Annotated in this window: 22 protein-coding genes and 1 tRNA gene; 11 read left to right on the top strand and 12 right to left on the bottom strand. The window is 51.9% G+C overall.

The annotated features are described in order from the left end of the window. The first annotated feature begins 278 nt into the window (after positions 1-278). Positions 279-470: a hypothetical protein gene (locus tag HU175_RS19700; RefSeq protein WP_176568204.1), complete on the top strand. Its 192-nt coding sequence runs from the start codon at positions 279-281 to the stop codon at positions 468-470. A 330-nt stretch (positions 471-800) separates the two neighbouring features. Further along, positions 801-1439 (top strand): hypothetical protein, encoded by a 639-nt coding sequence (locus HU175_RS19695; protein ID WP_228724218.1) that lies wholly within the window; start codon positions 801-803, stop codon positions 1437-1439. Here HU175_RS19695 and HU175_RS19690 read toward each other — a convergent pair. Next, entirely contained in the window at positions 1431-2951 is a 1521-nt protein-coding gene (locus HU175_RS19690; protein WP_176568203.1) for a GH3 auxin-responsive promoter family protein, read from the bottom strand. The two genes, HU175_RS19695 and HU175_RS19690, sit on opposite strands and share 9 nt — an antisense overlap. A gap of 253 nt (positions 2952-3204) precedes the next feature. On the opposite strand from HU175_RS19690, the gene HU175_RS19685 reads away from it, so the two are divergent. After that, positions 3205-3642: a PleD family two-component system response regulator gene (locus HU175_RS19685; RefSeq protein WP_176568202.1), complete on the top strand. Its 438-nt coding sequence runs from the start codon at positions 3205-3207 to the stop codon at positions 3640-3642. 116 nt (positions 3643-3758) lie between these two features. Here HU175_RS19685 and HU175_RS19680 read toward each other — a convergent pair whose 3' ends face one another. Both HU175_RS19680 and HU175_RS19675 read right to left on the bottom strand, forming a co-directional pair. Continuing rightward, entirely contained in the window at positions 3759-4598 is an 840-nt protein-coding gene (locus HU175_RS19680) for a hypothetical protein (RefSeq protein WP_176568201.1), read from the bottom strand. 1 nt (position 4599) lies between these two features. Next, on the bottom strand, positions 4600-5544 hold the full coding sequence (locus HU175_RS19675; protein WP_176568200.1) for a ParA family protein: 945 nt from the start codon (positions 5542-5544) through the stop codon (positions 4600-4602). A 308-nt stretch (positions 5545-5852) separates the two neighbouring features. Between HU175_RS19675 and HU175_RS19670 the strand changes: the two genes are divergently transcribed. From HU175_RS19670 to HU175_RS19660, 3 genes are all read left to right on the top strand, one after another. Then, entirely contained in the window at positions 5853-6215 is a 363-nt protein-coding gene (locus tag HU175_RS19670) for a recombinase family protein (protein ID WP_176568199.1), read from the top strand. Between the two features lies 1 nt (position 6216). Continuing rightward, a complete protein-coding gene (locus HU175_RS19665; RefSeq protein WP_176568198.1) occupies positions 6217-7674 on the top strand; it encodes a HEPN domain-containing protein in 1458 nt (485 codons plus the stop codon). A gap of 116 nt (positions 7675-7790) precedes the next feature. Then, entirely contained in the window at positions 7791-8555 is a 765-nt protein-coding gene (locus tag HU175_RS19660) for an IS5 family transposase (RefSeq protein WP_176568197.1), read from the top strand. A 296-nt stretch (positions 8556-8851) separates the two neighbouring features. Here the strand turns inward: HU175_RS19660 and HU175_RS19655 are convergent. The 4 genes from HU175_RS19655 to rpoN form a co-directional block, all read right to left on the bottom strand. After that, positions 8852-8925 (bottom strand) — tRNA-Arg (locus HU175_RS19655). Positions 8926-8991: 66 nt separating this feature from the next. Then, positions 8992-9777, bottom strand: coding sequence for an enoyl-CoA hydratase/isomerase family protein (locus HU175_RS19650; protein ID WP_176568196.1), 786 nt, complete (start codon positions 9775-9777; stop codon positions 8992-8994). Positions 9778-9880: 103 nt separating this feature from the next. Beyond that, on the bottom strand, positions 9881-10519 hold the full coding sequence (locus tag HU175_RS19645) for a hypothetical protein (protein ID WP_317167759.1): 639 nt from the start codon (positions 10517-10519) through the stop codon (positions 9881-9883). A gap of 88 nt (positions 10520-10607) precedes the next feature. Next, a complete protein-coding gene (rpoN, locus tag HU175_RS19640) occupies positions 10608-12056 on the bottom strand; it encodes an RNA polymerase factor sigma-54 (protein ID WP_176568195.1) in 1449 nt (482 codons plus the stop codon). Between the two features lie 154 nt (positions 12057-12210). Between rpoN and HU175_RS19635 the strand changes: the two genes are divergently transcribed. The 5 genes from HU175_RS19635 to HU175_RS19615 all read left to right on the top strand — a co-directional run bounded on the left by HU175_RS19635 (position 12211) and on the right by HU175_RS19615 (position 19080). Continuing rightward, positions 12211-13698: a nicotinate phosphoribosyltransferase gene (locus tag HU175_RS19635; RefSeq protein ID WP_176568194.1), complete on the top strand. Its 1488-nt coding sequence runs from the start codon at positions 12211-12213 to the stop codon at positions 13696-13698. Between the two features lie 219 nt (positions 13699-13917). After that, on the top strand, positions 13918-15159 hold the full coding sequence (locus HU175_RS19630) for an alkaline phosphatase family protein (protein ID WP_176568193.1): 1242 nt from the start codon (positions 13918-13920) through the stop codon (positions 15157-15159). A 58-nt stretch (positions 15160-15217) separates the two neighbouring features. After that, entirely contained in the window at positions 15218-16999 is a 1782-nt protein-coding gene (locus HU175_RS19625; protein ID WP_176568192.1) for a sensor histidine kinase, read from the top strand. 108 nt (positions 17000-17107) lie between these two features. Beyond that, on the top strand, positions 17108-17845 hold the full coding sequence (locus HU175_RS19620) for an HAD family hydrolase (RefSeq protein ID WP_176568191.1): 738 nt from the start codon (positions 17108-17110) through the stop codon (positions 17843-17845). 92 nt (positions 17846-17937) lie between these two features. Further along, positions 17938-19080, top strand: coding sequence for a TIGR03364 family FAD-dependent oxidoreductase (locus tag HU175_RS19615; RefSeq protein WP_176568190.1), 1143 nt, complete (start codon positions 17938-17940; stop codon positions 19078-19080). A gap of 36 nt (positions 19081-19116) precedes the next feature. Here the strand turns inward: HU175_RS19615 and HU175_RS19610 are convergent, their stop codons facing one another. The 5 genes from HU175_RS19610 to HU175_RS19585 form a co-directional block, all read right to left on the bottom strand. Continuing rightward, on the bottom strand, positions 19117-19485 hold the full coding sequence (locus HU175_RS19610) for an amidohydrolase family protein (protein WP_255433137.1): 369 nt from the start codon (positions 19483-19485) through the stop codon (positions 19117-19119). Between the two features lie 115 nt (positions 19486-19600). After that, a protein-coding gene (locus tag HU175_RS19605) for an IS3 family transposase (RefSeq protein WP_410528567.1) occupies positions 19601-20733 on the bottom strand; the annotation gives its coding sequence in 2 pieces (ribosomal slippage) (positions 19601-20478 and positions 20478-20733; 1134 coding nt in all). A 42-nt stretch (positions 20734-20775) separates the two neighbouring features. Next, on the bottom strand, positions 20776-21369 hold the full coding sequence (locus tag HU175_RS19595; RefSeq protein ID WP_176568189.1) for an amidohydrolase family protein: 594 nt from the start codon (positions 21367-21369) through the stop codon (positions 20776-20778). 95 nt (positions 21370-21464) lie between these two features. After that, a complete protein-coding gene (locus HU175_RS19590; protein ID WP_176568188.1) occupies positions 21465-22730 on the bottom strand; it encodes an MFS transporter in 1266 nt (421 codons plus the stop codon). A gap of 166 nt (positions 22731-22896) precedes the next feature. After that, positions 22897-23274, bottom strand: coding sequence for a MarR family winged helix-turn-helix transcriptional regulator (locus HU175_RS19585; protein ID WP_176568187.1), 378 nt, complete (start codon positions 23272-23274; stop codon positions 22897-22899). Positions 23275-23558 lie beyond the last annotated feature (284 nt).

The following is a 23558-nucleotide window of genomic DNA, read 5'->3' as shown; positions in this document are numbered from 1 at the left end:
CACCCGCGCCTATTTTGGCGAAAATAGTGCAGGTCCATTCCACTCCTTCAGCCAATATCTCAGTTCGCCGTCAAAAATCCGGTTTCTAAAAACTACAGACGAGCCTGTTACGTAGATAGCGGAAATTCCGCTGATTTTAGTCGATCAGCTGCTCCAATCCACTACCAACCGTTGTCCCATCGCCTATACAAGTGTCTGAGCGAGGGGGGAATAAAACAAATGAAAACATATATAAATGAATATATTTTATAAGTAATTGCAATTCTGATTGCGCATTTATGGGAACGTTTATTGTGCTGCTCCTGTCGGTCGTTGGGCAACTGACTATGACCGTTCTTTTTGCGCAGGAAGCCGTCACGACAAAAGAAGGGAATTTCTGCCGCGTCAAATGTACCCTGGCCGGTATGCTCTATTTATGCATCGCCAGTCTGTTAATCTGGTTTCTCTTCAGCGAGGGAGTTTCGACATAGCTGGCTTCATCGTCTAATTCGTCCAGAGCCAGGGGTTTGAGAAGGCCGCCGTTTTCAGCGCCTTTCAGGGAGGTGACTTGCCCGCTTGGCTTGTTGCGACGGACTTGCGCTGATCGGAAGGAACGGTTTCCATAGCCAGGCTGCTCCGCTAACTTTTCTGGAACAGCCACCAAACCAAAACCATCGACGACTATAGCGCGGGCTTTTCTGAGCACACCCAGGTCTTTCTCAGCAGGATTAGGCACTGACAACACGAACGACAGCATACCGGGTCGAAAACTAAAGCCAGTCCGGAGGGTTACAAAAGAGTAACCACTGCTTGATACGCCTATGACTTCATCCGGCATGCTGACCCCCGCAACTGACATTTCGCCTGAACTGGCTCAGTTTGGGCGTAATAAAACGATTCCGGCGATCATTGAAAAAAACGTGCTGACGGCGCTGTCGTTCTACCCTGAATTACAGGATGCTGTCATTCATTTTGTGTTCAAACAGCGGATTAAGTCGTCCGTTATGCAGGCGCAGCCGGTGTTTAGTAGTCTGCTGCGTAGTCGGGAGAAACGGGCGTATCGGATCAACATCAGCGCCCTGTTCCGGCTGACGCACACGGCGGTGCCCATCCATCAACTGCCCGACGAGATCATGATTGGCTGGATTGGGCACGAGCTGGGGCACATTATGGACTACGAACGCCGAAGTAACCTGGGTGTCGTCGGGTTCGGGCTTGGCTATGTTACGTCGGCGGCTTACGTCAAAAAGGCCGAACAGCGCGCCGATGACTACGCGGTCCGACGCGGGCTGGGGCGGTACCTGATTGCCACCAAACGCTTTATTCTCGATCACGCCGAACTGCCGCAGGCCTATAAAGACAAAATCGCCCGGCTGTACGTATCGCCGGACGAGATTACCGAACAGGTTCGGATTCTGGAAGAAGAAAAGCTGGCTGCCCAGCAGCAGGCGCTAAGCTAAGCCGCTAACGTACTGCTCGAACTCGCGGAGGTCCTCTTCTTTCATCACCCGGGGGATCTTGGCCTGTCCCCCCAGCTTTTTAAATTCTTCGCTCCAGCGGTAGAAATGCTCGACCGGAATAACATCGGCCTCGACCCCTTTCACCGATTTGCTCCGGGCTACCTTATAGTTCTTGTTGTTGGCCTGTAGTTCCTCGTCCAGCGCTGTGGTGAACGGCTGATTATCGACTGGGCGATTGGTGCCGATGTACCATTTGTTGATATACTCCCCGTCTTTCCGGACGGCCGCCACCACAAATTCCTTGATCTCCACGTCAAACTGCTGCTGCATTTTCTGCATCGCCTGGTTCATCTGGTGCACCGACAACTGTTCGCCCACTACGTTCAGGAAGTGCTTGGTCCGGCCGGTAATCTTGATTTCGGCCCGGAGCTTGTCGGTAATCATAACCGTATCGCCGATCATGTACCGCCAGGTACCCGATACCGTCGAGATCAGCAAGACGTAATCGACGTTTTCCTCGGCCTGCGCCAGCGACAGTACCTGAGCGTCGGGTTTCACCCGGCCCTGCTCGTCCATATTCTCGTCGGTAAAGGGGACGAACTCGAAGAAGATGCCGTTGTCAACGATCAGTGCCATCGACGACGTCTCGGGCCGTTTCTGCGTGGCCAGATACCCTTCCGAAGTCAGGTACGTATCAATGTAAGTCAGCGGTCGGGCCAGCAGCGACTCCAGACTTTTGCGGTAAGGCTCAAAAGCTACCCCCCCCGATGTGTAAACCTGCAGGTTAGGCCAGATGTCGTGGATGGTATCCAGTTTATTATACGCAATGACTTCTTTCAGCATCAGCTCGATCCAGGACGGAATCCCGCTCAGGCTGCCTATGTCCCACTTGGGGGCTTCCTGCGCGATGCGGTTCACCCGTTCGTCCCAGTCGGGAATGGATGCGATATCCAGCCCCGGCTTGTAATAGCCCCGAAACCAGGCCGGAATGTTGGCCGCGCTGATGCCGCTGATTTCGCCTTCTTCGTGGTCATCTTTTTCGATCAGGCTGACGCTGCTGCCCAGCATCAGGATCTGCTTCTCGAAGAAGTCGGCGGGCAGATCGAAGTTTTTCAGGCTCATGACCTGTTCAATCCCCGACTTCCGGATCGAGTCGAGCATGTCGTCGGTTACGGGAATGGCCTTGCTGGTGCTGGTGGTGCCGCTGCTCAGCGCAAAGTATGACTGCCCGCCCGGCCAGGTTACGTTCTGGTGCCCTTCCAGCAGGTAGTGCCACCACTCATTGTGCAGCTTGTTGTAATCGTGCGTAGGTACTTCCCGCTGAAAAGCCGCCACGAGGTCGGGACTGCCAAGGATGTCGGTGAAGTTGTATTTTTTGCCGAAAGCCGTAAGCCGGGCTTTGCGGAGAAGGTGCTCCAGTACGTCGAGCTGGGCTTTTGCCGGGTCTGGTTCGGATGTAAGGGAACCATACACATCAATCGCTTTGCGGATCAATTCGCCAATAACTGCCATCAGGTTGTTTAATCAGGTGTTTTCCTGTTCGATTAACTCCGGGCCGGGGGGATTGTTGAAGATTTGTTTGGGAGATGTCCTACCTAGAAACCAGGCAGTCCCAACGGGCGGTACGAGTTGTTGGGTGCTGAGGCTTGTTTCGTTTCGTCGCGCGCGTGGACCGTTCAGCAAAATTACTTACGTCGTGAAAGGCAATCGGTAAAATGATCTTACCTTTAGTTTACTTTATCGAAACCACCTGACTTTACCAAACATGACTGATGAACTGACATTTAAAATTCTGGTGGTGGACGATGAGCCGCCTGTCTGCGAACTGCTGAACCGGACCGCCAGTAAAGTATTTCCAGAAGCTGTCTTCGTGAACACCGGGTCGCGGGAGGAGACGCTGACTTACCTGAACCAGCAACCTGATAACAAACCTCAGTTGGTGTTGCTGGACATTGATCTGGGCGGCCGGGTCGACGGGCTGGAATTGCTACCTCAGTTGTGGCAGCAACTAGAGGGAGCAGTGCCGATCATTATGCTTTCATCTAATGATTCCCAATCGAACGTAGCACGTTCCTACGGTGAAGGCGCTGTCGCCTTTACCAAAAAGCCCGACGATATGGCTGGTTGGAAGAACTACGTGACCGCTCTGAAAAAATACTGGTACGAAACCAGCCTGCTTCCGGGGCGGAATACGCTTTCCTGAGCAAACCTGTACTACGTGCCCCGGTAAATTCCCCAAAAGGACAGGCTGTCACTTTGGAGAATTTCGGTAAATAGACGAGGACTGGTTGGTTCGCTTATCAGCAAAGTGACAGCGTGTCACTTTGACGACAGCAGCGTTAATAACTCGTTCGCTTTGTCGATTATTTCTTCACAGGATTTCACCGTCAGCGGGGTTCCCGCCAGTTTCTGAATACGTTCCTGAAGGCTGGCGATGCGTTTAGCCGTTTTGACGGATGGCTGCTCTGCCGTTTTAGTAACGACGGGTTCTTCCGGTGCCGATGAGCTGGATTGGGTTAAGGCTTTGATAGTGGCCCGAGACGTTTTTCCGGCCAGCGCATCCCGCTTCTGTGCCGGGTCGAGCCTGTCAAGTTCGGCGGCAAAGGTGCCGTCTCGTTTGATAGTCCGGCTGCTGACGCCATATTCGGCGGCCAGGGTTTCGGCTACGTTCGTTTGCTGCGTAGTGCCCCATTGGCTGCTGCCCCGCATCGTTTTCTGCTGATTATAACGTAACCCCCGCAGGTATGAAGTCTGCTCGGGTGTCAGGTTCCGGCGCCCCAGCTGGTAATCGATCATGTAATCCCGAACCTCGGCCAGAGTGGCAATCCGGACAAGGTTAATCCGGAAATCCAGGTGATGCTTCTGGATAGACTTATACCGGTTGTGTCCATCGATGAGTACGTAAGCAGGCGTCTCATCGGTACTCAAACCCACGACTGATGCGGTCGTTTCCCAGATCGTGAGCGGGTCTTTAACGCCGTGTTTCAAAATATTCTGTTCAAGCTGGGACAGCTCCTCGGCGGTGAGCGGGGGAATCAGATCACGCAGTTCGTCGAGGACAACGATCTGACTTTTGATGTTTTCTTCGGCCGACAGGAGCGAGGGCTTCACATCCACCGTCTTCTCCTTCATCAGGCTCATAAAATCTTTCTTTGCCATGTTACAAGGTCATCATTTCGGTGGCTAACTGCTGATACTGCTGCCAGGAGGCCGATTTGGGCGAATACGTATAAAGATCCTCCTTAGCTACCTGCGACTGCTTGATGACCGTTGCGACCTCAACCATAGCGGTATAAATCGTAAAGTTTTTGTAGGTGTCCCGGATGTGCGTCATCATGCTTTTATGCACGCTCTGGTTTTTGTGCACCATCGTAAAGACAATGCCTTTAACCGTCAGGGTAGGATTGATGTACGTCCGGACCTCCGCAATCCGGTTAAAGAGATTTTCGACACCGTGATACGCCGACGCTTCGGGCTGGATCGGCACCACGCAGGCGTTCGACGCAACCAGGGAACAGGTCGTGCAGATGCCCAGGCTGGGAGGGCAGTCGATGAGGATGTAATCAAAGTGGGCGCGGGCTTCGTCCAGTTTGACCGTTAGCCGCCGGTCGGCCCCAATGGCGTTGGCCAGCTCCGACTCTTTATAAGCCATGCGAATGTCGGAAGGGGAGAGGAAAAGATTCTCCGTAATTTCCAGCATCGGCAGGGGCGAGGTGCCCAGCAGGGAATCAATTACCTGCTCCTGGGGATCGTGGACACCAAAGCATTGGGATAGGTTTCCCTGCGAGTCCATATCGACTAGCAGGACCCGGTTACCCAGCAAGCTGAGCGCTTTGCCTACGTTGATCGTTGTTGTCGTTTTGCCAACGCCCCCCTTATGATTGACGATGGAGATCACTGTAGCCTTATCGAAGAGCCCATCGGTATAGCCATACTGACGCAGGGCTCCATCAAGCGCGGGAAGGTGTTTAGCCGGTACGTCTTTTTGATTGAGCAGCGCCTTATGGAGCGTCTTGGCGGGAATACCGGCATCTTTCTCAATCTGCGAAAGGTTGAGCGCCGGTTTCGCCCGAAGAAATCGAACTAGCTTGTCGTGGGTGAGCATAACAGCGTTTAGGTAAAAAAGTATCTTTCGTAAAAGTAGAAAGAACATTTTTTATCTTAAAGCTTTGATGCGTCTTTCCCAGTTTGCTATTGAATGATATGTAATTGTCAGACTCGGATTATCCTTCTACTTGGGTAATGGACTATTAATTTCTTTGTTAAGGAGAAACGTTTTGTGTGTGACAGGGGCGTTTTTTTACAGTCAATAAACGAGGGTCGAAAGTCCTTTTTTTGTTTGTAGGAATTGACGATATTTAATCACACACATATGTGTAATCTTGTACTCCTTGCGAATGGGCGCTGTAAGTTATGTCGGTGCTCCATCAATGTAAGGAGAAAGACGTTCAGGTCTTTTTCATTAAGGAAGGTTACGAGTTAGGCAATACGATTAGTAGTAAAGTGCTGGCGTTTGCCTTCAGCCTGTCAGCGGAAATTGAACGTCAGCTGATCGGCCAGCGTACGAAGGAAAGCCTAGAGCGCCGGAAGGCTGAAGGTGTTACGCTTGGCCGCCCGGTAGGATCCAAATCGAAACAAACGAAACTAACAGGTAAAGAAGATGTAATTCGTGAACTGCTAAAAGCGAACGTTTCACATTCTGCGATTGGAAGAATGTTTGGGGTTAATAGACAGACTGTGACTAGTTTTATTATTTCTCAATTACAAGATAGGTGATATGGATAAAGATAAAGAGTGGGTGGGGGAATGGCTAATACCTATAAAAGGGAAAATATTTACGTTTTTTGGTACTTTGACTTATAGAGTAGGAGAAAGGCCAATTTTAAAAATCTCTTCGAGAGAACAGGTTATTCCAGTTTTAGGTTTTTTTGGGGAGATGTTTTCAAGTGATGACTTGAATGTGATTAAAGGAGTTGAACACAAGTCAGGTAAACCTTTAGTATTAATAGATAACGACTTTGAAAGCTATTCTATTGGTACAGGTGCATTATTGACAATTAGGGTTGGGAGAATAATTGACGATGTTGAATATGTAGATGCAGACAGTCTTAATTATGATGTTGTTAGTGTCGAATTATCTGGAATAGGGGAATGGATAGGGCAAAGAGGATTTTTGCCCCCTAAATTTCATCCTATGGGTATATCGCAATCCTTTTATGGTGATAACTATCCGGAGGATATTTCTTTTTCAATAAATGACCAGTTCACATTTAAACTATGGTTTAGTTACGCGAGCGGTGGTTCAGGGAGTAAGTTTATTCATCAAGTGAAAGAAAAATTTCATATTGAATTGAATTCTCGTGATCAAAAAGTTTCTATTCAGCAATGGTTTAAAATGATTGAAAAACTTAGACGGTTATTAACTATTTTACAAAATGACGATTGTTTTCCTATAACATTTAGAGTTGGAAATTATTCGGCTACAAACGAAGATCCTACCCCTTATGTGTATGATTATAAGAATGTATACTTTAAACCAGTATCAAAGAAGTTCCCCAAAGATGATGTAAGGTTCTTTGAGATGATACATACTTACGAAGAGATAGAGAATATCTTTCCATCGGTAGTTCAAAAATGGTTTAATTATACAGATCAAAGCGATATTGAGTATGTACACTGGGTATTATCGCAAATAATAAATCAATTCTCAGTAGATGTGTTTTTAGAAAAAGTCAGGGCAATAGAAGCTTTTCACAGGGTTAAAAATAATAAACTAACATATAGTGACGATCTTAAAGAAACTCTAATAAGACAACTGATAGATAATTTAAGAGGGGATAATTTTTTTGATATTCTACAAATGTGTAGTCAAGAGAATGACGTACAGGTAGAGCAAATATTGTCTAAAATTGAGGGTAATCTAAAGTATATAAATGAACAAACGTTAAGAGATAGGTTGAAATTTTTACTGAAAGATATTAGAGACAAAGTAGATAAAGAAGATTTTGTAGAAGCCTTTGGAGACTGGAAAGGATTGATTAATTACGTCGTAATAAATAGGAACTACTATACACACTATGATAAGAATAGTTATTCTAACGATAATGTACTAGATGTATTCAAACTCTTTGATCTGAGTGTTAAGCTAAGAAAGGTACTTTTAGTAATTGTGTTAGAAGATTTAGGAATTCCACCTTACAGAACTTTGAGGAAGTTATCAAATCGTAGAAATTAAAAAAATAAGCCCTGCAAGTGCCGGGCTTATTTAAGTAATCCATCCTTAAGAAGCTGTTTGGGAATTGTTAAAGGCTGAGCGTCGAGCCATTTTTGTATCGACCAAAATACAAAGCAATGACCAAACAGTGGAAACCACTGACCGACGCCCAGTGGAGTGCAATTTCTCCTTTTTTACGACTTGATCGCCAACGGACTCATGATTTACGGCGGATTATCAATAGCATTTTATGGCTATTGCGCACAGGGTGCCAATGGCGTAACCTGCCTACTGAGTGGCCTAACTGGCAAACCGTCTATTACTATTTCAGACGTTGGAAACAGGATGGTACGTTTCAGCGAATCAATATGGCCTTGAACCAACTAGACCGAAAACAAGTCGGCAAAAAGCCCTTTCCGTCGGTACTATGTATTGATTCACAGAGCGTTAAGCTGGCTCCGATGATTTGGGAGAACCGAGGTATCGATGCGAATAAACGAGTCAATGGCCGCAAAAGGCAGTTTGTCGTTGATACCCAAGGGCGTCTATGGCTCGCAGATGTCCATTCGGCTAATCAAGCGGATGGCCCTTCAGCCGTATCGCTGGTCGGTGACTTATTATGGCAAGTTGGGGAGCGTTTAGAGAAAGTCTACGGGGATCAATCTTATAATGGGGTTTTCGCTCAAGAGTTGGCAAAATGGAGTATTGATTTTGAAAAAGCATCTCGTCCTGAATCAACTCTGGGCTTTGTACCCGTGGCCAAGCGGTGGGTAGTGGAACGGACCATTGCTTGGACGAATTACTTCCGGCGGATCGTCAAAGATTATGAATACACCGTATCTTCTTCGGTTTGCTGGCTGTACTTAGCTAACATTCAAATCATGTTGCAACGAATCAGTTGAATGGCAAAAGATAATTCCCAAACACATTCTAAAAGTAAAATCTTTAGGCGGCCCCCTGTTGGCCGTCTTTTTTTATGAATAGCTTATCGAAGACGTTGATCTTTTCCTTCTTCCGTTGCTCGCTGATGTGGACGTACTTCATCGTCGTCTGTATATTAGAATGACCCATGTATTCTTTCAGCGTTATGACATCATCACCAAGCTCAGAAAAGAAGGCATACGTTTCAGGTAATCTATCTGAAACGTATGAAAACAGAAAAGCCCACCGGGTAGGGTGGGCTTTGACTGATACTTCGTGCACTCGTAGGGATTCGAACCCCAAACCTCCTGATCCGTAGTCAGGTGCTCTATCCAATTGAGCTACGAATGCATTGCACTGTGTGCGTTTCCCGTTGTTGGGAGTGCAAAAGTAGGTAGCAAAAAGACGTTTGTCAACTTATTTGCCTGAAAATTTTGCGGGGCGCTTGCCTAAAAAGGACTGTAGCCCCTCGCCAAAGTCGGCTGACTGACCCAACTCGTTCTGATTGTCAGCTTCTTGCTCCAGCATCTGATCAAGGTCAGAATAGAGCGATTGGTTGAAAACTTTTTTCATAGCGGCAATGGAACGGGTGGGGGCAGAGGCATAATAGGCCACGGTTTCGTTCACAACCTCGTCCAGCTCACCCACCGGCACCGACCGATTCACTAGGCCAATCCGGGTGGCTTCGGGCCCGTAGACCCGGCGTCCGGTGCTGCTCAGTTCGAAAGCGAGCTGTGGACCCAGCAGGCGCGGCAGGAAGAACGTAGCGCCTGCGTCGGGCATGAGGCCAATGTTGACGAAAATCTGGCTGAAATAGGCGCTGTCGGTGCAGATGACCAGATCACAGGCCAGCGCCAGCGATGAGCCCGCACCGGCCGCTATGCCGTTCACGCGGGCAATGATGGGTTTGGGTAGGCTGCGCATACACCTGATCAACGGATTGTACGTAGTGCGCAGGGTGTCGCCCAGGTTTGGCTTCCCGTCGGTGGTAGGTGTTTCTTTCAGGTCGGCCCCCGAGGAGAACGCTTTATCGCCCGCGCCCGTCAACACCACTACCCGAACGGTATCGTCGGCCCCTGCGGTCTCGAACGCTGTGTTTAACTCCCGGAGCAGGGCGGGGCTGAGGGCGTTGTACACGTGCGGCCGGTTGAGCGTTATCCGGCAAACGCCATCCAGGCAGGAATAAAGCAGGTGTTCGTACATGGGAAAAGGCTTTTAACAAAGCTAACGGAAAGACGGATGGGAACCGGAATGGAAACGCTGCCAGAGTTCTAAACTTTGGCAGCGTTTCCATTCCGGTTCCTACTCATACCAGCCAGGCAACGGCCGCTACGCTGACGGTGAGGCCGAGGAGGAGCCCGGCACCAACCTCGGCGGGGGTGTGGGCGTTGAGTTTAAGCCGCGCACTGGCAACCAGACTGGTCAGGATGACCAGCAGGATTGTCGGCAGGAATAGTTCGGGCAGGCTGAATTTAAGCGCCAGGGCGGCAATACTGCCCAGAACGCCCCCAATCCCAACGCCATGCGCGCTGATCTGCCAGTAGAGGCTGATCAGGCCCACAAGCAGGATTGATACGGTAATGCTGCCAAGCAGAATCGGGATTTCGGGCGAGAGCGTCGAGACGATCTGCATCCGGTAGGCAAACAGGTACCCGACGAACGTATAGATCAGCGCCGTCAGGAAATAAGGCAGACGGCGGTCGGCGAGCTGGTCGAGGTACAGGTTACGGACGTAGCCAGTTCGGAACAGGTAATAAATGATAAGCGAGGGGGCCGCGAACGTACCGATGAACAACAGCACCAGCAGGCTGGCCCGCAGCGAAAATGAAAAGACGTCGAGGCCGACAACGGTCGGTGTATGCAGCAATAGGATGCCGAATAAGAGCGTCGGCATCAGCAGCGGGTGCAGGATGGCCGACAGAAAATAGGCAAATCGAGTAGCCAATGGAATCTGTTTACGGACAACAAAGGTACCGCCGATTAGCGATTGAACGCAGTAATCGGCGGTGATTCTTTTGACAACCCGTTCGCGGTTACAACTGTTTCCGTAGGCGGGCTACCGGAATGTTGAGCTGCTCGCGGTATTTGGCAACCGTTCGGCGGGCAATATTATAGCCCCGGTCGTTCAGAATTTTTTCGAGCTTGTCGTCCGAGAGGGGGTTCATTTTCGGCTCGTTGTCGATCAGGTCTTTTAGGATATTCTTCACCTCACGGCTGCTGACATCCTCGCCCGACTCGGTCGAAATCCCCTCGGAGAAGAAATATTTGAGGGGGTAAATGCCAAATTCGGTCTGTACGGCCTTGCTGTTCGCCACCCGCGACACCGTCGATACGTCCATGTCGATCATGTTCGCGATGTCCTTCAGGATCATGGGCCGGAGTTTGGACTCGTCGCCCGTCAGGAAGAAATCGTACTGGAAGCGAACGATGGCGTTCATGGTTTTGAGCAGGGTCTGCTGGCGCTGCTTGATGGCGTCGATAAACCACTTGGCCGCGTCGAGCTTCTGCTTGACGAAGGTGACGGTCTCTTTCAGCGACTTGTTCTGCTTGCTGCTCTTGTCATACGTATCGAGCATATCGGCAAACGACCGGCTGATGCGCAACTCGGGCGCATTTTTCGAGTTGAGCGTCAGTTCGAGCTTGTTATTGTTGTTGGTCAGGATAAAATCCGGGATCAGGTACTGCGCCGAACCGGAGTCGCCTTCGACCGATCCGGGTTTGGGGTTCAGTTTGATAATGATGTCAATGACTTTTTTCAGCGTAGCATCACTGATGCCCAGACGGCGCTGAATTTTATCGAAGTGCTTTTTGGAGAACTCATCGAAGAAGTCGTCGATGATCCGGATAGCCAGGGCGTTGCAGGGATCGGCCGGATCTTTCCGTTTGAGCTGCAGCACCAGACATTCTTGCAACGTACGGGCAGCAATTCCCGGGGGGTCGAAGGTCTGTATTTTGTGCAGGACTTCTTCAATTTCTTCCGTGTCGGTGAAGATATTCTGCGAGAAGGCCAGATCATTAACAATGGCTTGTAACGACCGGCGGATGTAGCCGTCGGCTTCAATGCTGCCAATGAGCTGCAGGCCAATCGTACGTTGTTCGTCAGTAAGCTGCAGGTAGCCAAACTGCTGCAGCAGCGAATCGGTCAGGCTGGAGCTGGTTGCCAGGGGCATTTCCCGTTCTTCCTCGTAGCTGCCGTCGCCCTGCATTTTATAACCGGCATAGTCCTCGTTCTGGAGGTAAGAGTCGATATCCAGATCGTCATTCCGATCCTTATACTCGTCGTCGTACTCATCGTCGAACGAATCCTCTTCTTTCTGTTCGTATTCTTCATCCATCCCTTCTTCCAGAGCGGGGTTGATTTCCAGCTCTTCTTCGATACGGGTATCCAGCTCGGCCGTAGGAATCTGCAGCAGTTTAATAAACTGAATCTGCTGCGGAGACAGTTTTTGCTGGAGGGACTGGGAAAGACTTAATTTCTGCATGGTGGTACGGTCGTCGGACTAGGTTAGGTGTTACGTTGAGCAGCGGGGAACAGGGTGCAAAACTGCCCTTCGCAATTATCAGACCAAATTTCGGTCTTATTTGTTTGCGCGCGAAAAAATTTTGTCGAACGGTCCGCGGGTGTACATTAGCGGCATGACAAATAAGCTCTACGATACGTCGCTCAGCCTGCTCACGGACCTGTATCAGGTAACCATGGCCTATGGCTACTGGAAATCAGGGGAAACGAATGCCGGCAGTGCCGAAAAAGAAGCGGTGTTCACGCTGTATTTCCGTCAGAATCCATTTGGCGGTGGGTTTACGGTTGCCTGCGGACTGACCAATGTTATCGGCTACATCAAGAACTTCGGGATGTCGAAAAAGGATCTGCGTTATCTGCGGACACTGACCGGGAATGACGGCCAGCCGATGTTTGACGAAGCTTTTCTGGACTATCTGGCCGATCTGAAACTGACCGTTGATATTGACGCCGTTCCGGAGGGAACGGTCGTGTTTCCGAACGAACCCCTGGTACGGGTGCGCGGACCGATTCTGCAATGCCAGCTGCTCGAAACGCCCCTGCTGAATCTGATCAATTTCGAGACGCTGATCGCTACGAAAGCTGCCCGGCTGCGCCTGTCGGCCGAGAACGATACGTTGCTGGAATTTGGGCTTCGCCGGGCGCAGGGTGTCGACGGGGGCATGACGGCCTCCCGGGCGGCCTACATCGGCGGCTGCGATGCTACGTCGAACGTGCTGGCCGGTAAGCTGTACGATATTCCGGTGAAGGGGACGCACGCCCACAGCTGGGTGATGTCGTTCGACAATGAGCGAACGGCCTTTGAAACCTACGCCCAGGTGTTGCCCAATAACGTAACGCTGCTGGTCGATACCTACGATACGTTGCAGGGGGTACGTAACGCCATCGAAGTAGGACGGCAGTTGCGGGAGCGGGGGCATACGCTGAGCGCCATCCGGCTCGACTCCGGCGATCTGGCATATCTGAGTATCGAAGCACGAACGCTGCTGGACGAAGCGGGCTTCCCGGAAACGGCCATTGTTGCCAGCAACGACCTGGACGAAACCATTATCACCAGCCTGAAACAGCAGGGCGCTCAGATCACCATCTGGGGGGTAGGCACCAAGCTCGTAACGGCCTACGACCAGCCTGCCCTGGGAGGAGTCTACAAACTGGCGGCCCTGCGCGATACGGAAACGGATGACTGGCAGTACAAAATGAAGCTGTCGGAGCAGGCGATCAAGACCTCGACGCCGGGGATTCAGCAGGTGCGCCGGTTCCGCGACGAGCGGGGCTTTTTGGCCGATATGATCTTCGACGAGAGCAGAGGAGCCTTATCCGAATCGACAAATCCGGTTATGATCGACCCGCTGGATTTTACCAAGCGCCGACGCTTTCGTAACAACGACGCGCACGAGGATTTGCTGGTGCCCGTTTTCCGGTCGGGACAGCAGGTGTATGAAGCGCCGGACATCCACGCAACCCGCGCGCGGGTACAGGCGCAGTTGGCCAGCCTGCACCCTGGGATCAAGCGGTTTGTCAATCCCCATATCTATCCGGTTGGCCTGGAAAAAGACCTGCATGACCTGAAGACAGAGCTGATTCTGAAGCTGCGGGAGAGATAGATTTTTTGACAGGTTGACAGATTTTTTTGACAGGATTACAGGATTAATCAAACGTTCTTTAAACATCCTGCTAATCCTGTCAGAATCTATCCCGTCCATTACGAATTCTTTACGCTCCCTGAAACGTCGGTAATAAATTGTTGATGGGAGGCCGTAGCCAATGAACGAAGGCAACCGCTAATTTGCGCGCTAATTGCCGTTGAGAAACGTACCGTGCCCATGAAATTGATTGTGTTGATTATCGGGCTGAGCCTGCTGGCTGGCTCGCCCCTGCTGGCGCAACAGCCCCGCCGGAAAGCCGTGTTTGTGATCGTTGACGGTATTCCGGCCGATGTGATCGAATCGGCGAAGGTGCCGAACCTGCGGGCCATCGCGAAAACCGGTACGTACATGCGGGCGCACGTGGGGGGCGACAAAGGTACGTACTCGCAGACGCCAACAATTTCGGCCGTAGGCTACAACAGCCTGCTGACGGGCACCTGGGTGAACAAACACAACGTCTGGGACAACAGTATCAAAGCACCCAATTACCACTACCCAACCATCTTCCGCCTGTTTAAAAACCAGTATCCCGACCGGAAAACGGCCATTTTCTCCAGCTGGCTCGACAACCGGACCAAGCTGGTCGGAACCGGACTGCCGCAGACGAATAACGTACCGATCGATTATGCATTCGACGGCTACGAACTGGACACCGTACAGTTTCCGCACGATCAGGAAAAAAAGTACATGAGCCGGATTGACGAGCACGTCGTTGACAAAGCTGTCGACTGCCTCACCCGGCAGGGGCCGGACCTGTCGTGGGTTTATCTGGAATATACCGACGATATGGGCCACAAATACGGCGACAGTGAACCCTACCGTGCAGCGGTTGAATCAATGGATGTTCAGATGGGACGGCTCTGGAAAGCCATTCAGGCCCGGCAGAAACTGGGCGAGGAATGGATGCTGGTGATCACGACCGACCACGGGCGCGACGAGCAGAACGGCAAAAATCACGGCGGTCAGTCGACCCGGCAGCGGACAACCTGGCTGGTCAGCAACCAGCCCGAACAGAACGCCTACGCCCGCTACAACCAGCCCGGCGTGGTGGACATTATGCCGACGCTGGCCCGTTTTCTGAACGTAACGATTCCGGTCGACATCAGTCGGGAGGTTGACGGTGTCCCGCTGACGGGTCCCGTATCCGTCGCTGATCCACAGGTGAATTATTTTCAGAACCAGCTGAGCGTGAGCTGGCAGGCGCTGGAACAAACCGGGACGCTGAACATCTGGGTGACAACGACCAACCACGTCGAGTCGGGTGGAAATGATACGTATCAGCTGATGGCCGAGGTGCCATTGGCCCAGAAACACGTCGTAATCGACGTAACGAAATATCCGTCGTCGTTCTATAAAGTCGTGCTGGAGGGGCCTCATAATATGGTGAACCGCTGGGTTGTGCTGGAGGAGAAAAAGTAAATCTGCTTTTTTGTACATTTGGTGAGAGAGACCGCTGCTACTGCCTGATTTTCGCACCATGACCATTCGATTCGTCCCCGGCTGCTATCTACTGTTCTGCTGGGTTATTATGATTGCCGGGGGACAGGCACAATCACTGGACCGCCTGAAGTTACAGCCCGGCCGTCTGGAATACGCGCAGGAGGTGGAGCGTACTGCCCGCAAAAACAACGATACCCTCCAACTGGCCGAAGCCTGTTATCTCTACGGAAAAACCTATGCGTTCGCGGGCGACTACCGGGCCTCACAGGGGTATTTCCTGAAATCGCTGCAGCTTCTTGAACCGCGGGGAGACTCGAACGAACTCAGCCGACTGTACATCCGGCTGAGCGAAAACGAAGGCCGGATGGGCCACCTCCGGAAAGCAACTGAATACGCCCGGCAGGCCCTGATCACTGCTAACCGGGTTGGTAAGCCAAAGACATTGGCGCGGACCTACGGAGGCATGGCGCAGATGTACAGCTTCCGGTGGGACGGGGCAAAAAACGCGGTGGCCGACAGCATCCTGTTTTTCTACCGACAGGAGGAACGGCTGTACCGACAACTGAACGATACGCTGGGCATTGCCGAAACCAGCCTGAAACTGGGTACCTACTTCACCCGCCTTGGCAGTCCACAGGCCATTACGTACCTGAACCAGTCGCTGCAGCAGTTTAAACTGGCGCATAAAGACCGGATGATCGCTAATACACTGCTGCATCTGGCCGAAGGCTACCTGCGGTTTGGCCAGGCTCCATTGGCGTACCAAACGCTCAGGCAGGCCGAAAAAGTCTATGCCGCCAACAACGTGGACGAGATCGATATCCGCATGGGATTCGAACAGCAGTACATGAATTACTACCGGGCAACAGGCCAGTGGGAAAAGGCTTTTACACACCTGGAAAACTACAACCGGCTGGAGCGCAGACAACTGACGTCTGATTACGACGGTACCGTGGCACGCATGAACGTTGTGTACGAAACCCAGAAAAAGGAAGCCCAGCTGGCCGCCCAGCAAATCGAACTGGAACGATTCAAGGCCGAGCGCCTGTCGACCGTATTGATCTCGCTGCTGCTGCTGCTGGCTATCGGGGCCAGTATTGTTCTGTTCCGCCTGTACCGGATTAACAAACGAACCAGTCTGCACAATGCCGAACTGGTCAGGGAGCAGAACCACCGGGTCAAGAATAACCTGCAGGTAGTATCGAGTCTGCTGTCGATGCAGGCCCGCCGACTGACCAATGAGGTAGCCCGAAAGGCCGTGGAAGAAAGCCGACTGCGAATCGATTCGATGGCCGTGGTGCACCGTCGCCTGTACGAAGGTGACAAACTGGTTGCGGTTGACTTAAAAGAGTTTATCCAGGACTTGACCGATGGCGTTCTGAAAACCTTCGACTGTGGTCACGTGCGGGTAGAACTGAACATAGACACCAATTTTCTGTCGGCTGACAAAGCTACGCCCCTGGGACTTATTCTGAACGAATTGATCACCAACGCCTGCAAATACGCTTTTCCAGGACAGGAGCAGCCTATGCTTCGGATCGACTGCCACCAAAAGCAGGATCAGATCGAACTTCAGCTGATGGACAATGGTCCCGGCCTGGACGAGTCGCTGCCGGTAGTCGTAGTGGAAGGGCAGCCGGGCCGTTCTCCAAAATCGTTCGGTATGCTGCTGATTCGGTCGCTGGTAACTCAGCTGAAAGGAACCTGCCAGTTTAGCGCGGCCTGGGCCGTTACGCCGGTTGCTTCGTCCGTTGAGGCCAGTTCTGAGGCTGGGCCCGGCACACTATTTACCCTGTCGTTCCGGGCGTCGGATGACTAGACACAGGAAGCCGACCGGCGATTCTTTTTTATTTCTTAATATAGGGGTCGACAAGGCTATTGAAACTTTCTGTTGTTTTGCGGGACTTTTCGCTTGATTTCTGGACCTATGCAGCCGATTAAACTAGTGGTTTTTGACATGGCCGGTACGACCGTTACCGACCAGCATGAAGTCGAACGGTGTTTTGCGCAGGCGGCTGCCCAAACGGGGCTGCCGGTTTCCGACGAACGAATTCTGGCCATGCAGGGGCTGGCTAAACGCTACGTCTTCGAAACGCTCTGGAAAGAGCAGCTGGGCGAAACCAGCCCTGAACTGACCCCGCGCGTGGATGAGTCGTATGCCATTTTCAAAGACGTGCTGGAAAATCACTACCGGACCAACGGCGCTACGCCAACCGAGGGATGTCTGGAAACGTTTACCTACCTGAAAGAACAAGGTATTTCGATTGCGCTGACCACGGGCTTCTACCGCGTTGTTACCGACATTATTCTGGAAAAACTGGGTTGGCTGGATGGACTGGACGGTCGGCGGATTGGCGGACCAGGTAGTCTGATTCAGGCGTCAATTGCCAGTGATGAAGTAGAGCGGGGGCGACCCTATCCGCTGATGATTGAGCGGGCTATGACCCTGCTGGACGTAGTTAATCCCAAAACGGTGGTAAACATCGGCGATACGCCTTCTGATCTGCTGTCGGGCCGGGCCGCTGGTGTAGCCCTGAATCTGGGCGTTACGAACGGTACGCACCACGTCGATCAGCTCGATACGTATCCGCACGATTATCTGCTGGGTTCGCTGGCCGAACTGCCCGTGCTGCTGGCATCCCGCAGCGAACTGATTCTTCCCTAAAAGGTAAATAGCGTTCGGTAGCGTTCTGACGTCAGAATGATCAACAGTCGACGTTATCAACGTTTAACCTGACTCTGCCTGCCTGCTGACATATGGCTTACGATTTAATTGTTGTTGGTGCCGGTGTTCTCGGTACGTTTCACGCCTATCACGCGGCCAAAGCGGGTCTGCGGGTGCTGCTGCTGGAAAAAGACCGCTATCCAGTAGGTGCTACCGTTCGGAATTTTGGCCAGGTGGTGCCGTCGGGGCTGGCGGGCCGCTGGTTCGAGCACGGCCGCCGGAGTCTGGAAATTTACGGCGACATTCAGCAGGAAACCGATCTGACCATCCGACAGAACGGCACCGTTTACGTTGCATCTGACGAGGCCGAATGGACGCTGGCCAATGAACTGCACGACCGTTACGCCACGGTTGGCTATGCCAGTAAGCTGCTGTCCAAGGCGCAGTGTCTGGCCAAATACCCAAGCCTGCAACCCGACTACGTGCGGGGCGCTATCTTCTTTCCGCAGGAAGTGAGCGTAGAACCTGATATGATGATCCACCGGCTGATTGCTTATTGCCAGCAGAAGCTGGGTGTCGATTACCGATCCGTCTCGACGGTGATTGGCGTGGACGAAATCGGTACGCAGGGCGTACGGGTAACCCTCAGCAATGCCCAGCAATTTGCCGCCGACCGGCTACTGGTTTGCAGCGGTCACGAAGTCCGACTGTTGTTTCCAGAGGTGTTGGCCCAGGCCGACCTGGTGGTTAGTAAACTACAAATGCTGAAAGTAGCGCCGGTGACTGGTCTGGATTTGCCCGGTAATATTCTGACCGGCCTGACGATTCGTCGCTACGAAGCTTTCGAAGAATGCCCGTCGTTTGCCAGTCTGGCTACGCCCGAGCCGCTGGCCGAACTGAAAAAGTGGGGTATCCACATTCTTTTCAAACAGGCTATTGACGGCTCCATCATCGTCGGCGATTCGCACGAGTACGCGGCTGCTACGGAGCAGGAAGACCTGGGCTTCCATACGCAGGATTATATTAACAACCTGATGCTGACGGAAGCGCAGCGTATTGTGCAGTTTCCGCTGGTGGTGCAGCAGGCCTGGGCGGGGTTCTACAGCCAGACTAAAGCCGAAATCTTCGAGCATATCATAACAGAGAATATCCGCGTCACCACCGGCATCGGGGGCAAGGGTATGACCTCCAGCGCGGGCTACGCGGAGGAGAGTATTGGGCAGTGGTATCGGTAGACAATGCCCGATTGGCCGCCTGCGGTACCGCAACCGCTACCTATTGACAGTCTGCATGAGACGCTCCCAGTTGCCGTGCGCAAACAACTCTTTCTGCCCGGCCGAAAGCGTAGATTGCTCGATAAACTGCCGCCCCGGTGCGCCCGGTTTGTATTGATAGGGGTAATCGACCGAGAAAAGAATTCGTTCGGGACCCAGAATCTCCAGCGAACGCTGTAAATACGCCTGACTCCACATGCCGCTTGGGGTTACGTACAGGTTCTGCCGGAAATAATCGGCGATGGGGCGCTGCAACTTGGCAAGCTGGCCGAGCGCATTCATCCGTTCGAGGTAAAAAAGAACGACTTCGCCCCAGTGGCCGAGTATGATCTGCAGGGTAGGGTATTTATCGAAAACTCCCGCCAGTATTAATCGGACGAACTGAATACCGGCTTCGTAATGCCAGCCCAGTCCGAATACACTGCGCCCTTAGAACTGGACCACTTTACTGAATAACGAAATTGTTAGTTGATCTGATTTCCTACTTGGTTTGACTGCTTTTTATTCCCTTTAATACCTCTTCAGGCGTTCGATAATTCAGCGACTGGTGAAAGCGCCGACAGTTATAAAACTCGAAATAAGCTTGTAAGCCTGCCTCTAACTGCCAGCCATCCTGGTAGGCTTTCAGATAAATATCCTCATATTTTACGCTTCGCCAAAGCCGCTCTACGAATATGTTGTCCAATGCCCGCCCTTTGCCGTCCATTGAGATGCGAATGTTCTGATCGAGCAGGACACTTGTAAAATCATCCGAGGTAAATTGACTGCCTTGATCGGTGTTAAAAATCTCGGGTTGAGGATAGCTCCCTAAGGCCTTTCGTAACACGCCACAACACCAATCAGCCTCCATGGTGTTGGAAACGGACCAACTTAATACGTATCGACTATACAGATCGATGATGGCCATCAGGTACATATATCCGGTCGCCATGGGTACATAGGTAATGTCAGTAGCCCAAACTTGGTGGACCCGCACAATGACCAACCCCCGCAGCAAATAGGGATAAATTCGGTGGCCTATGGCCGGTTTCGAGGTGTTTATTTTAGGATAAATGGCTTCTATGCCAAGTATTTGCATGAGACGCCGAACGCGTTTGTGATTGACACAATAGCCTGCCTTTGCCAGGGCTACCTGCATCTTGCGGTACCCGTACTGCGGAGTTAGCAGGTACTGCTCATCCAGCAAACGCATCAGTAGTAAATCGTCTGATGTGGCTACTACCGGTTGGTAGTAATAGGTTGAGCGGGGCAATCCTACCCACTGGCATTGTTGGCGAATGCTAGTTGATAAAGCTGCATCAAGCAGTGATCGTCGCTGCGAAAGACTCATGGCGTCAACTTTTTTTTGAAAAAAGTCAGTTCCATTTGTAATCGTCCAATCTGCTCATAGAGCAAGGCGGTTTCGGGTTCTGCGTTGGTCGATGTGGGTTTGCAACCTGCCTCGAAAACGGAAGCGGCCCCCTGTAGGAATTGCCGCTTCCAGTCACTGATCTGATTCGGATGAAGCTCGTGGCGTTTGCTGATGACAGCCAATGTATCCTTTTCTTTAAGGACTTCAAGTACTACCTTGAGTTTGAATTCAGAGGTAAATTTACGTTTGCTCTTGCCTTTCATACGGGACTAAATTTAGCCCGTTATCCAATTTAATTAGTGGTCTTAAAAACGGGGCGCACTATAGAACGTGGCAAAAGCAGTATCCACCACCGGATCACCGAATCCCGAATAGTACACATCCCGAACGCCCTGCTGTGGAATTTGGGGGTGAATGTACAACGGTACGCCCAGCGCAGCCGCCGTTTCGTACAGCGGCCAGAAATCCGGGTGGTCCATATTTTTCTCGCGGGTACGTCCGCACAGCATGGCTCCCGACAGACCCAGCTCCGTAACGCTGCGCGCCAGTTCGGGGGCTGCGTGCGCTGGTGAAGCCGTCGGCAGGGTGGCAAAGCCCTGAAAACGGGTGGGGTGTCGGGCGATGGTAGCGGCTATAAAATCATTGGTCTGCCGGGCCAGGATGACGCTCTGCTCGGGCTCGAGGTTATTTAGGGCGGGGGTGGTCACCGAAAGCACCTGTACGTCCACGCCACTTTCGTCCATCAGGGCAAGCCGCTGCTGCCCCAGATCGTTCAGACGTTCGTCGATTATTCCCTGGTCCAGGCGGTCGGTGCCTTCCTGCCCGATCGGGGAGGCTTCCCAGGCGGCACGGATCTCACTCGTCAAAAAATGCTCTTCAAGGGCAATCAGCTTAGTCATGTGTATCTCTTGTGGCCAACCGTCAGCCATGCCGGCTGCTATTCGTCAACCAGCAGGTTACTGACTTGTTTAAAACGACGAGCCTTTTGGGGCGGTCAGACCGTCAGCGTAGCTTCCTGCACGGCGGCAGGGGCTGGCTGAACGACCGGTTTGGGGCGTCGGGCCAGGCGTAAATGACGAACATGAAAAGCGCCGATGCCCAGCGCCAGCAGGCCCTGAATCAGGACGGTGTTCTGAACACCGATGTGTTCGGAAAGGGTGCCGACCAGCAGACTGCCCAGGGGCTGCATACCGGCGTTGGCCATCACAAACAGGCTGATCACCCGACCCCGCATGACGGGGGCCGACTGGGTTTGCAATAACGTGTTCGTAATGGTTACCTGCGACATCATCCCAAAGGCTCCTACGGCAATAAGCACCAGCGCCAGCGGATACCAGGGTGCGTGCGAAAAGAGAATCAGTCCGGCACCAAAAACAAACGTATTGATCGCCAGTACGTTATTAAGATTGGTCGTTGGTTTCAGTGAGGCCAGGTAAAGAGCCCCAATAAAGGCACCCAAGCCAATCGCGCTGTCGATTAGCCCAAAGGTCGAGGCCGTACCGTGGAAAATGTCTTTGGCATAAACGGGCATCAGCGTCGTGAACGGCAGCACCAGCAGACTCGTCAGGGCCAGGCGGCTGAGAATAAACCGAATCGATTCGGTATTCTTCGCGTAGGCAAAGCCTTCGATCAGTTCACCCAGAATATTTTTCGGGTGGGGGCGGGGCGTAAAGGTCGGGAGTTTAATCATCAGCAACGTACTGAGGACGGCGATGAAACTGATGGCGTTAAGCCCGAAGCAGGCGACTTCACCCCAGCTTTCGATGACCAGCCCGGCCAGCGCGGGACCAATCAGTTTCGACAGATTTACCATCGACGAATTCAGGGCTACAGCGTTCGGCAGGTCGTCTTTGTTGTCGACCAGTTCGTACACCAGCGATTGACGGGCTGGTACGTCGAAGCCGTTAATAAGCCCTAACAGCACACTCAAACCGATGATTGTCCAGACGGCATCCGCCCGAAAATACACAACGGCCGTGAGCAGAATGGCCTGAATCATCGACAAGACCTGCGTAAGCAGCAGCACCCGATACCGATCGTACCGGTCGGATACGACACCGCCAATAGACGTAAGCAAAGCTGAAGGGAACAGGGTAGCAAAAACACTGACGCCCAGCATCAGCTTGGAATTGGTAGTCGAATAGATGACCCAGCTAACGGCGGTCTTCTGCATCCAGGTCCCCAGCAGTGAGATGGATTGCCCGGTAAAATAGAGTCGGTAATTGCGGCTACCGAAAGCCCGAAAAGTTTGACTGTTCAAGTTGTATTTGTTCGATAAAGTGGTTGTATTCTATGCAGTTGAGAAGAAAGGGGATCGATGTAAGAGAATAGACGAAAGATGTAAGACGTATGCTGTAATTACGGATCATAACTCTGTCTTTATTCTTGTGTCTTTTCTATTGCGTCTCACGTCTTTTCTCTTTCTTCTAATCAATAGCCAGCAGCCGGTTAAGCGGTCCCAGCGCCTTGCGTAATAACAACTGTTCGTCTGGAGAACAGGTTTGGTGAATGGCGTCGCTTAACCATTCGTCGCGTTCGTGCCGGGTCGTATCCAGAAACTGCTGACCGGCCTCCGACAGTGAAATGCTTACCTTGCGCCGGTCCGATTCCTGGGGTTGCCGGACGATGTAGCCCAGCGTGTCCAGATGCTGCAAAATCTGCGACATCGATTGAGAAGTAACCTTCTCCCGTTTGGCCAGTTCGCCCGGCAGCAGGTTCGGCTCTTCGTGCAGTAATTTGATAACACTACGTTCGGTCATCGATAGCGGACTGCGGCCCGATGAGTGACTGCGCAGTTTTTTCATAAGCCGGGAAACTACCGTTCGTAAGTCAGTCGCTAGCTGTGGGTCGTCGAGGTGTGTCATATTTGTTTAGGTAAACTACGTAAGTTGCTTTACTAATATGACAGTAGCTGGAGCGGATTAGTTGCCGATTTGTAAACTTTTTTCAACAAAAGAGGGGGCTATGATTCAGCTCCACAGATAAAGCCCGGCTAAACCCCTCAAGCATGCCGTATCCTTCCGCATCCGTATGGGTTGTGATAGACATTGGTACCAGGGGAGAGCCTTCCGGCACGGGCTACGCCGGA

The organism is Spirosoma sp. KUDC1026 (genome assembly GCF_013375035.1).
Lineage (GTDB): Bacteria > Bacteroidota > Bacteroidia > Cytophagales > Spirosomataceae > Spirosoma.
The sequence above is the reverse complement of the archived record's forward strand: the minus strand, read 5'-3'. Positions and strand labels throughout refer to the sequence as shown.

Excerpts from the sequence above, each read along its gene's own strand:
- HU175_RS19700 (WP_176568204.1), top strand. The coding sequence starts at position 279 with ATGGGAACGTTTATTGTGCTGCTCCTGTCGGTCGTTGGGCAACTGACT.
- HU175_RS19695 (WP_228724218.1), top strand. The coding sequence starts at position 801 with ATGACTTCATCCGGCATGCTGACCCCCGCAACTGACATTTCGCCTGAA.
- HU175_RS19690 (WP_176568203.1), bottom strand. The coding sequence starts at position 2,951 with ATGGCAGTTATTGGCGAATTGATCCGCAAAGCGATTGATGTGTATGGT.
- HU175_RS19685 (WP_176568202.1), top strand. The coding sequence starts at position 3,205 with ATGACTGATGAACTGACATTTAAAATTCTGGTGGTGGACGATGAGCCG.
- HU175_RS19680 (WP_176568201.1), bottom strand. The coding sequence starts at position 4,598 with ATGGCAAAGAAAGATTTTATGAGCCTGATGAAGGAGAAGACGGTGGAT.
- HU175_RS19675 (WP_176568200.1), bottom strand. The coding sequence starts at position 5,544 with ATGCTCACCCACGACAAGCTAGTTCGATTTCTTCGGGCGAAACCGGCG.
- HU175_RS19670 (WP_176568199.1), top strand. The coding sequence starts at position 5,853 with ATGTCGGTGCTCCATCAATGTAAGGAGAAAGACGTTCAGGTCTTTTTC.
- HU175_RS19665 (WP_176568198.1), top strand. The coding sequence starts at position 6,217 with ATGGATAAAGATAAAGAGTGGGTGGGGGAATGGCTAATACCTATAAAA.
- HU175_RS19660 (WP_176568197.1), top strand. The coding sequence starts at position 7,791 with ATGACCAAACAGTGGAAACCACTGACCGACGCCCAGTGGAGTGCAATT.
- HU175_RS19650 (WP_176568196.1), bottom strand. The coding sequence starts at position 9,777 with ATGTACGAACACCTGCTTTATTCCTGCCTGGATGGCGTTTGCCGGATA.
- rpoN (WP_176568195.1), bottom strand. The coding sequence starts at position 12,056 with ATGCAGAAATTAAGTCTTTCCCAGTCCCTCCAGCAAAAACTGTCTCCG.
- HU175_RS19635 (WP_176568194.1), top strand. The coding sequence starts at position 12,211 with ATGACAAATAAGCTCTACGATACGTCGCTCAGCCTGCTCACGGACCTG.
- HU175_RS19630 (WP_176568193.1), top strand. The coding sequence starts at position 13,918 with ATGAAATTGATTGTGTTGATTATCGGGCTGAGCCTGCTGGCTGGCTCG.
- HU175_RS19625 (WP_176568192.1), top strand. The coding sequence starts at position 15,218 with ATGACCATTCGATTCGTCCCCGGCTGCTATCTACTGTTCTGCTGGGTT.
- HU175_RS19620 (WP_176568191.1), top strand. The coding sequence starts at position 17,108 with ATGCAGCCGATTAAACTAGTGGTTTTTGACATGGCCGGTACGACCGTT.
- HU175_RS19615 (WP_176568190.1), top strand. The coding sequence starts at position 17,938 with ATGGCTTACGATTTAATTGTTGTTGGTGCCGGTGTTCTCGGTACGTTT.
- HU175_RS19595 (WP_176568189.1), bottom strand. The coding sequence starts at position 21,369 with ATGACTAAGCTGATTGCCCTTGAAGAGCATTTTTTGACGAGTGAGATC.
- HU175_RS19585 (WP_176568187.1), bottom strand. The coding sequence starts at position 23,274 with ATGAAAAAACTGCGCAGTCACTCATCGGGCCGCAGTCCGCTATCGATG.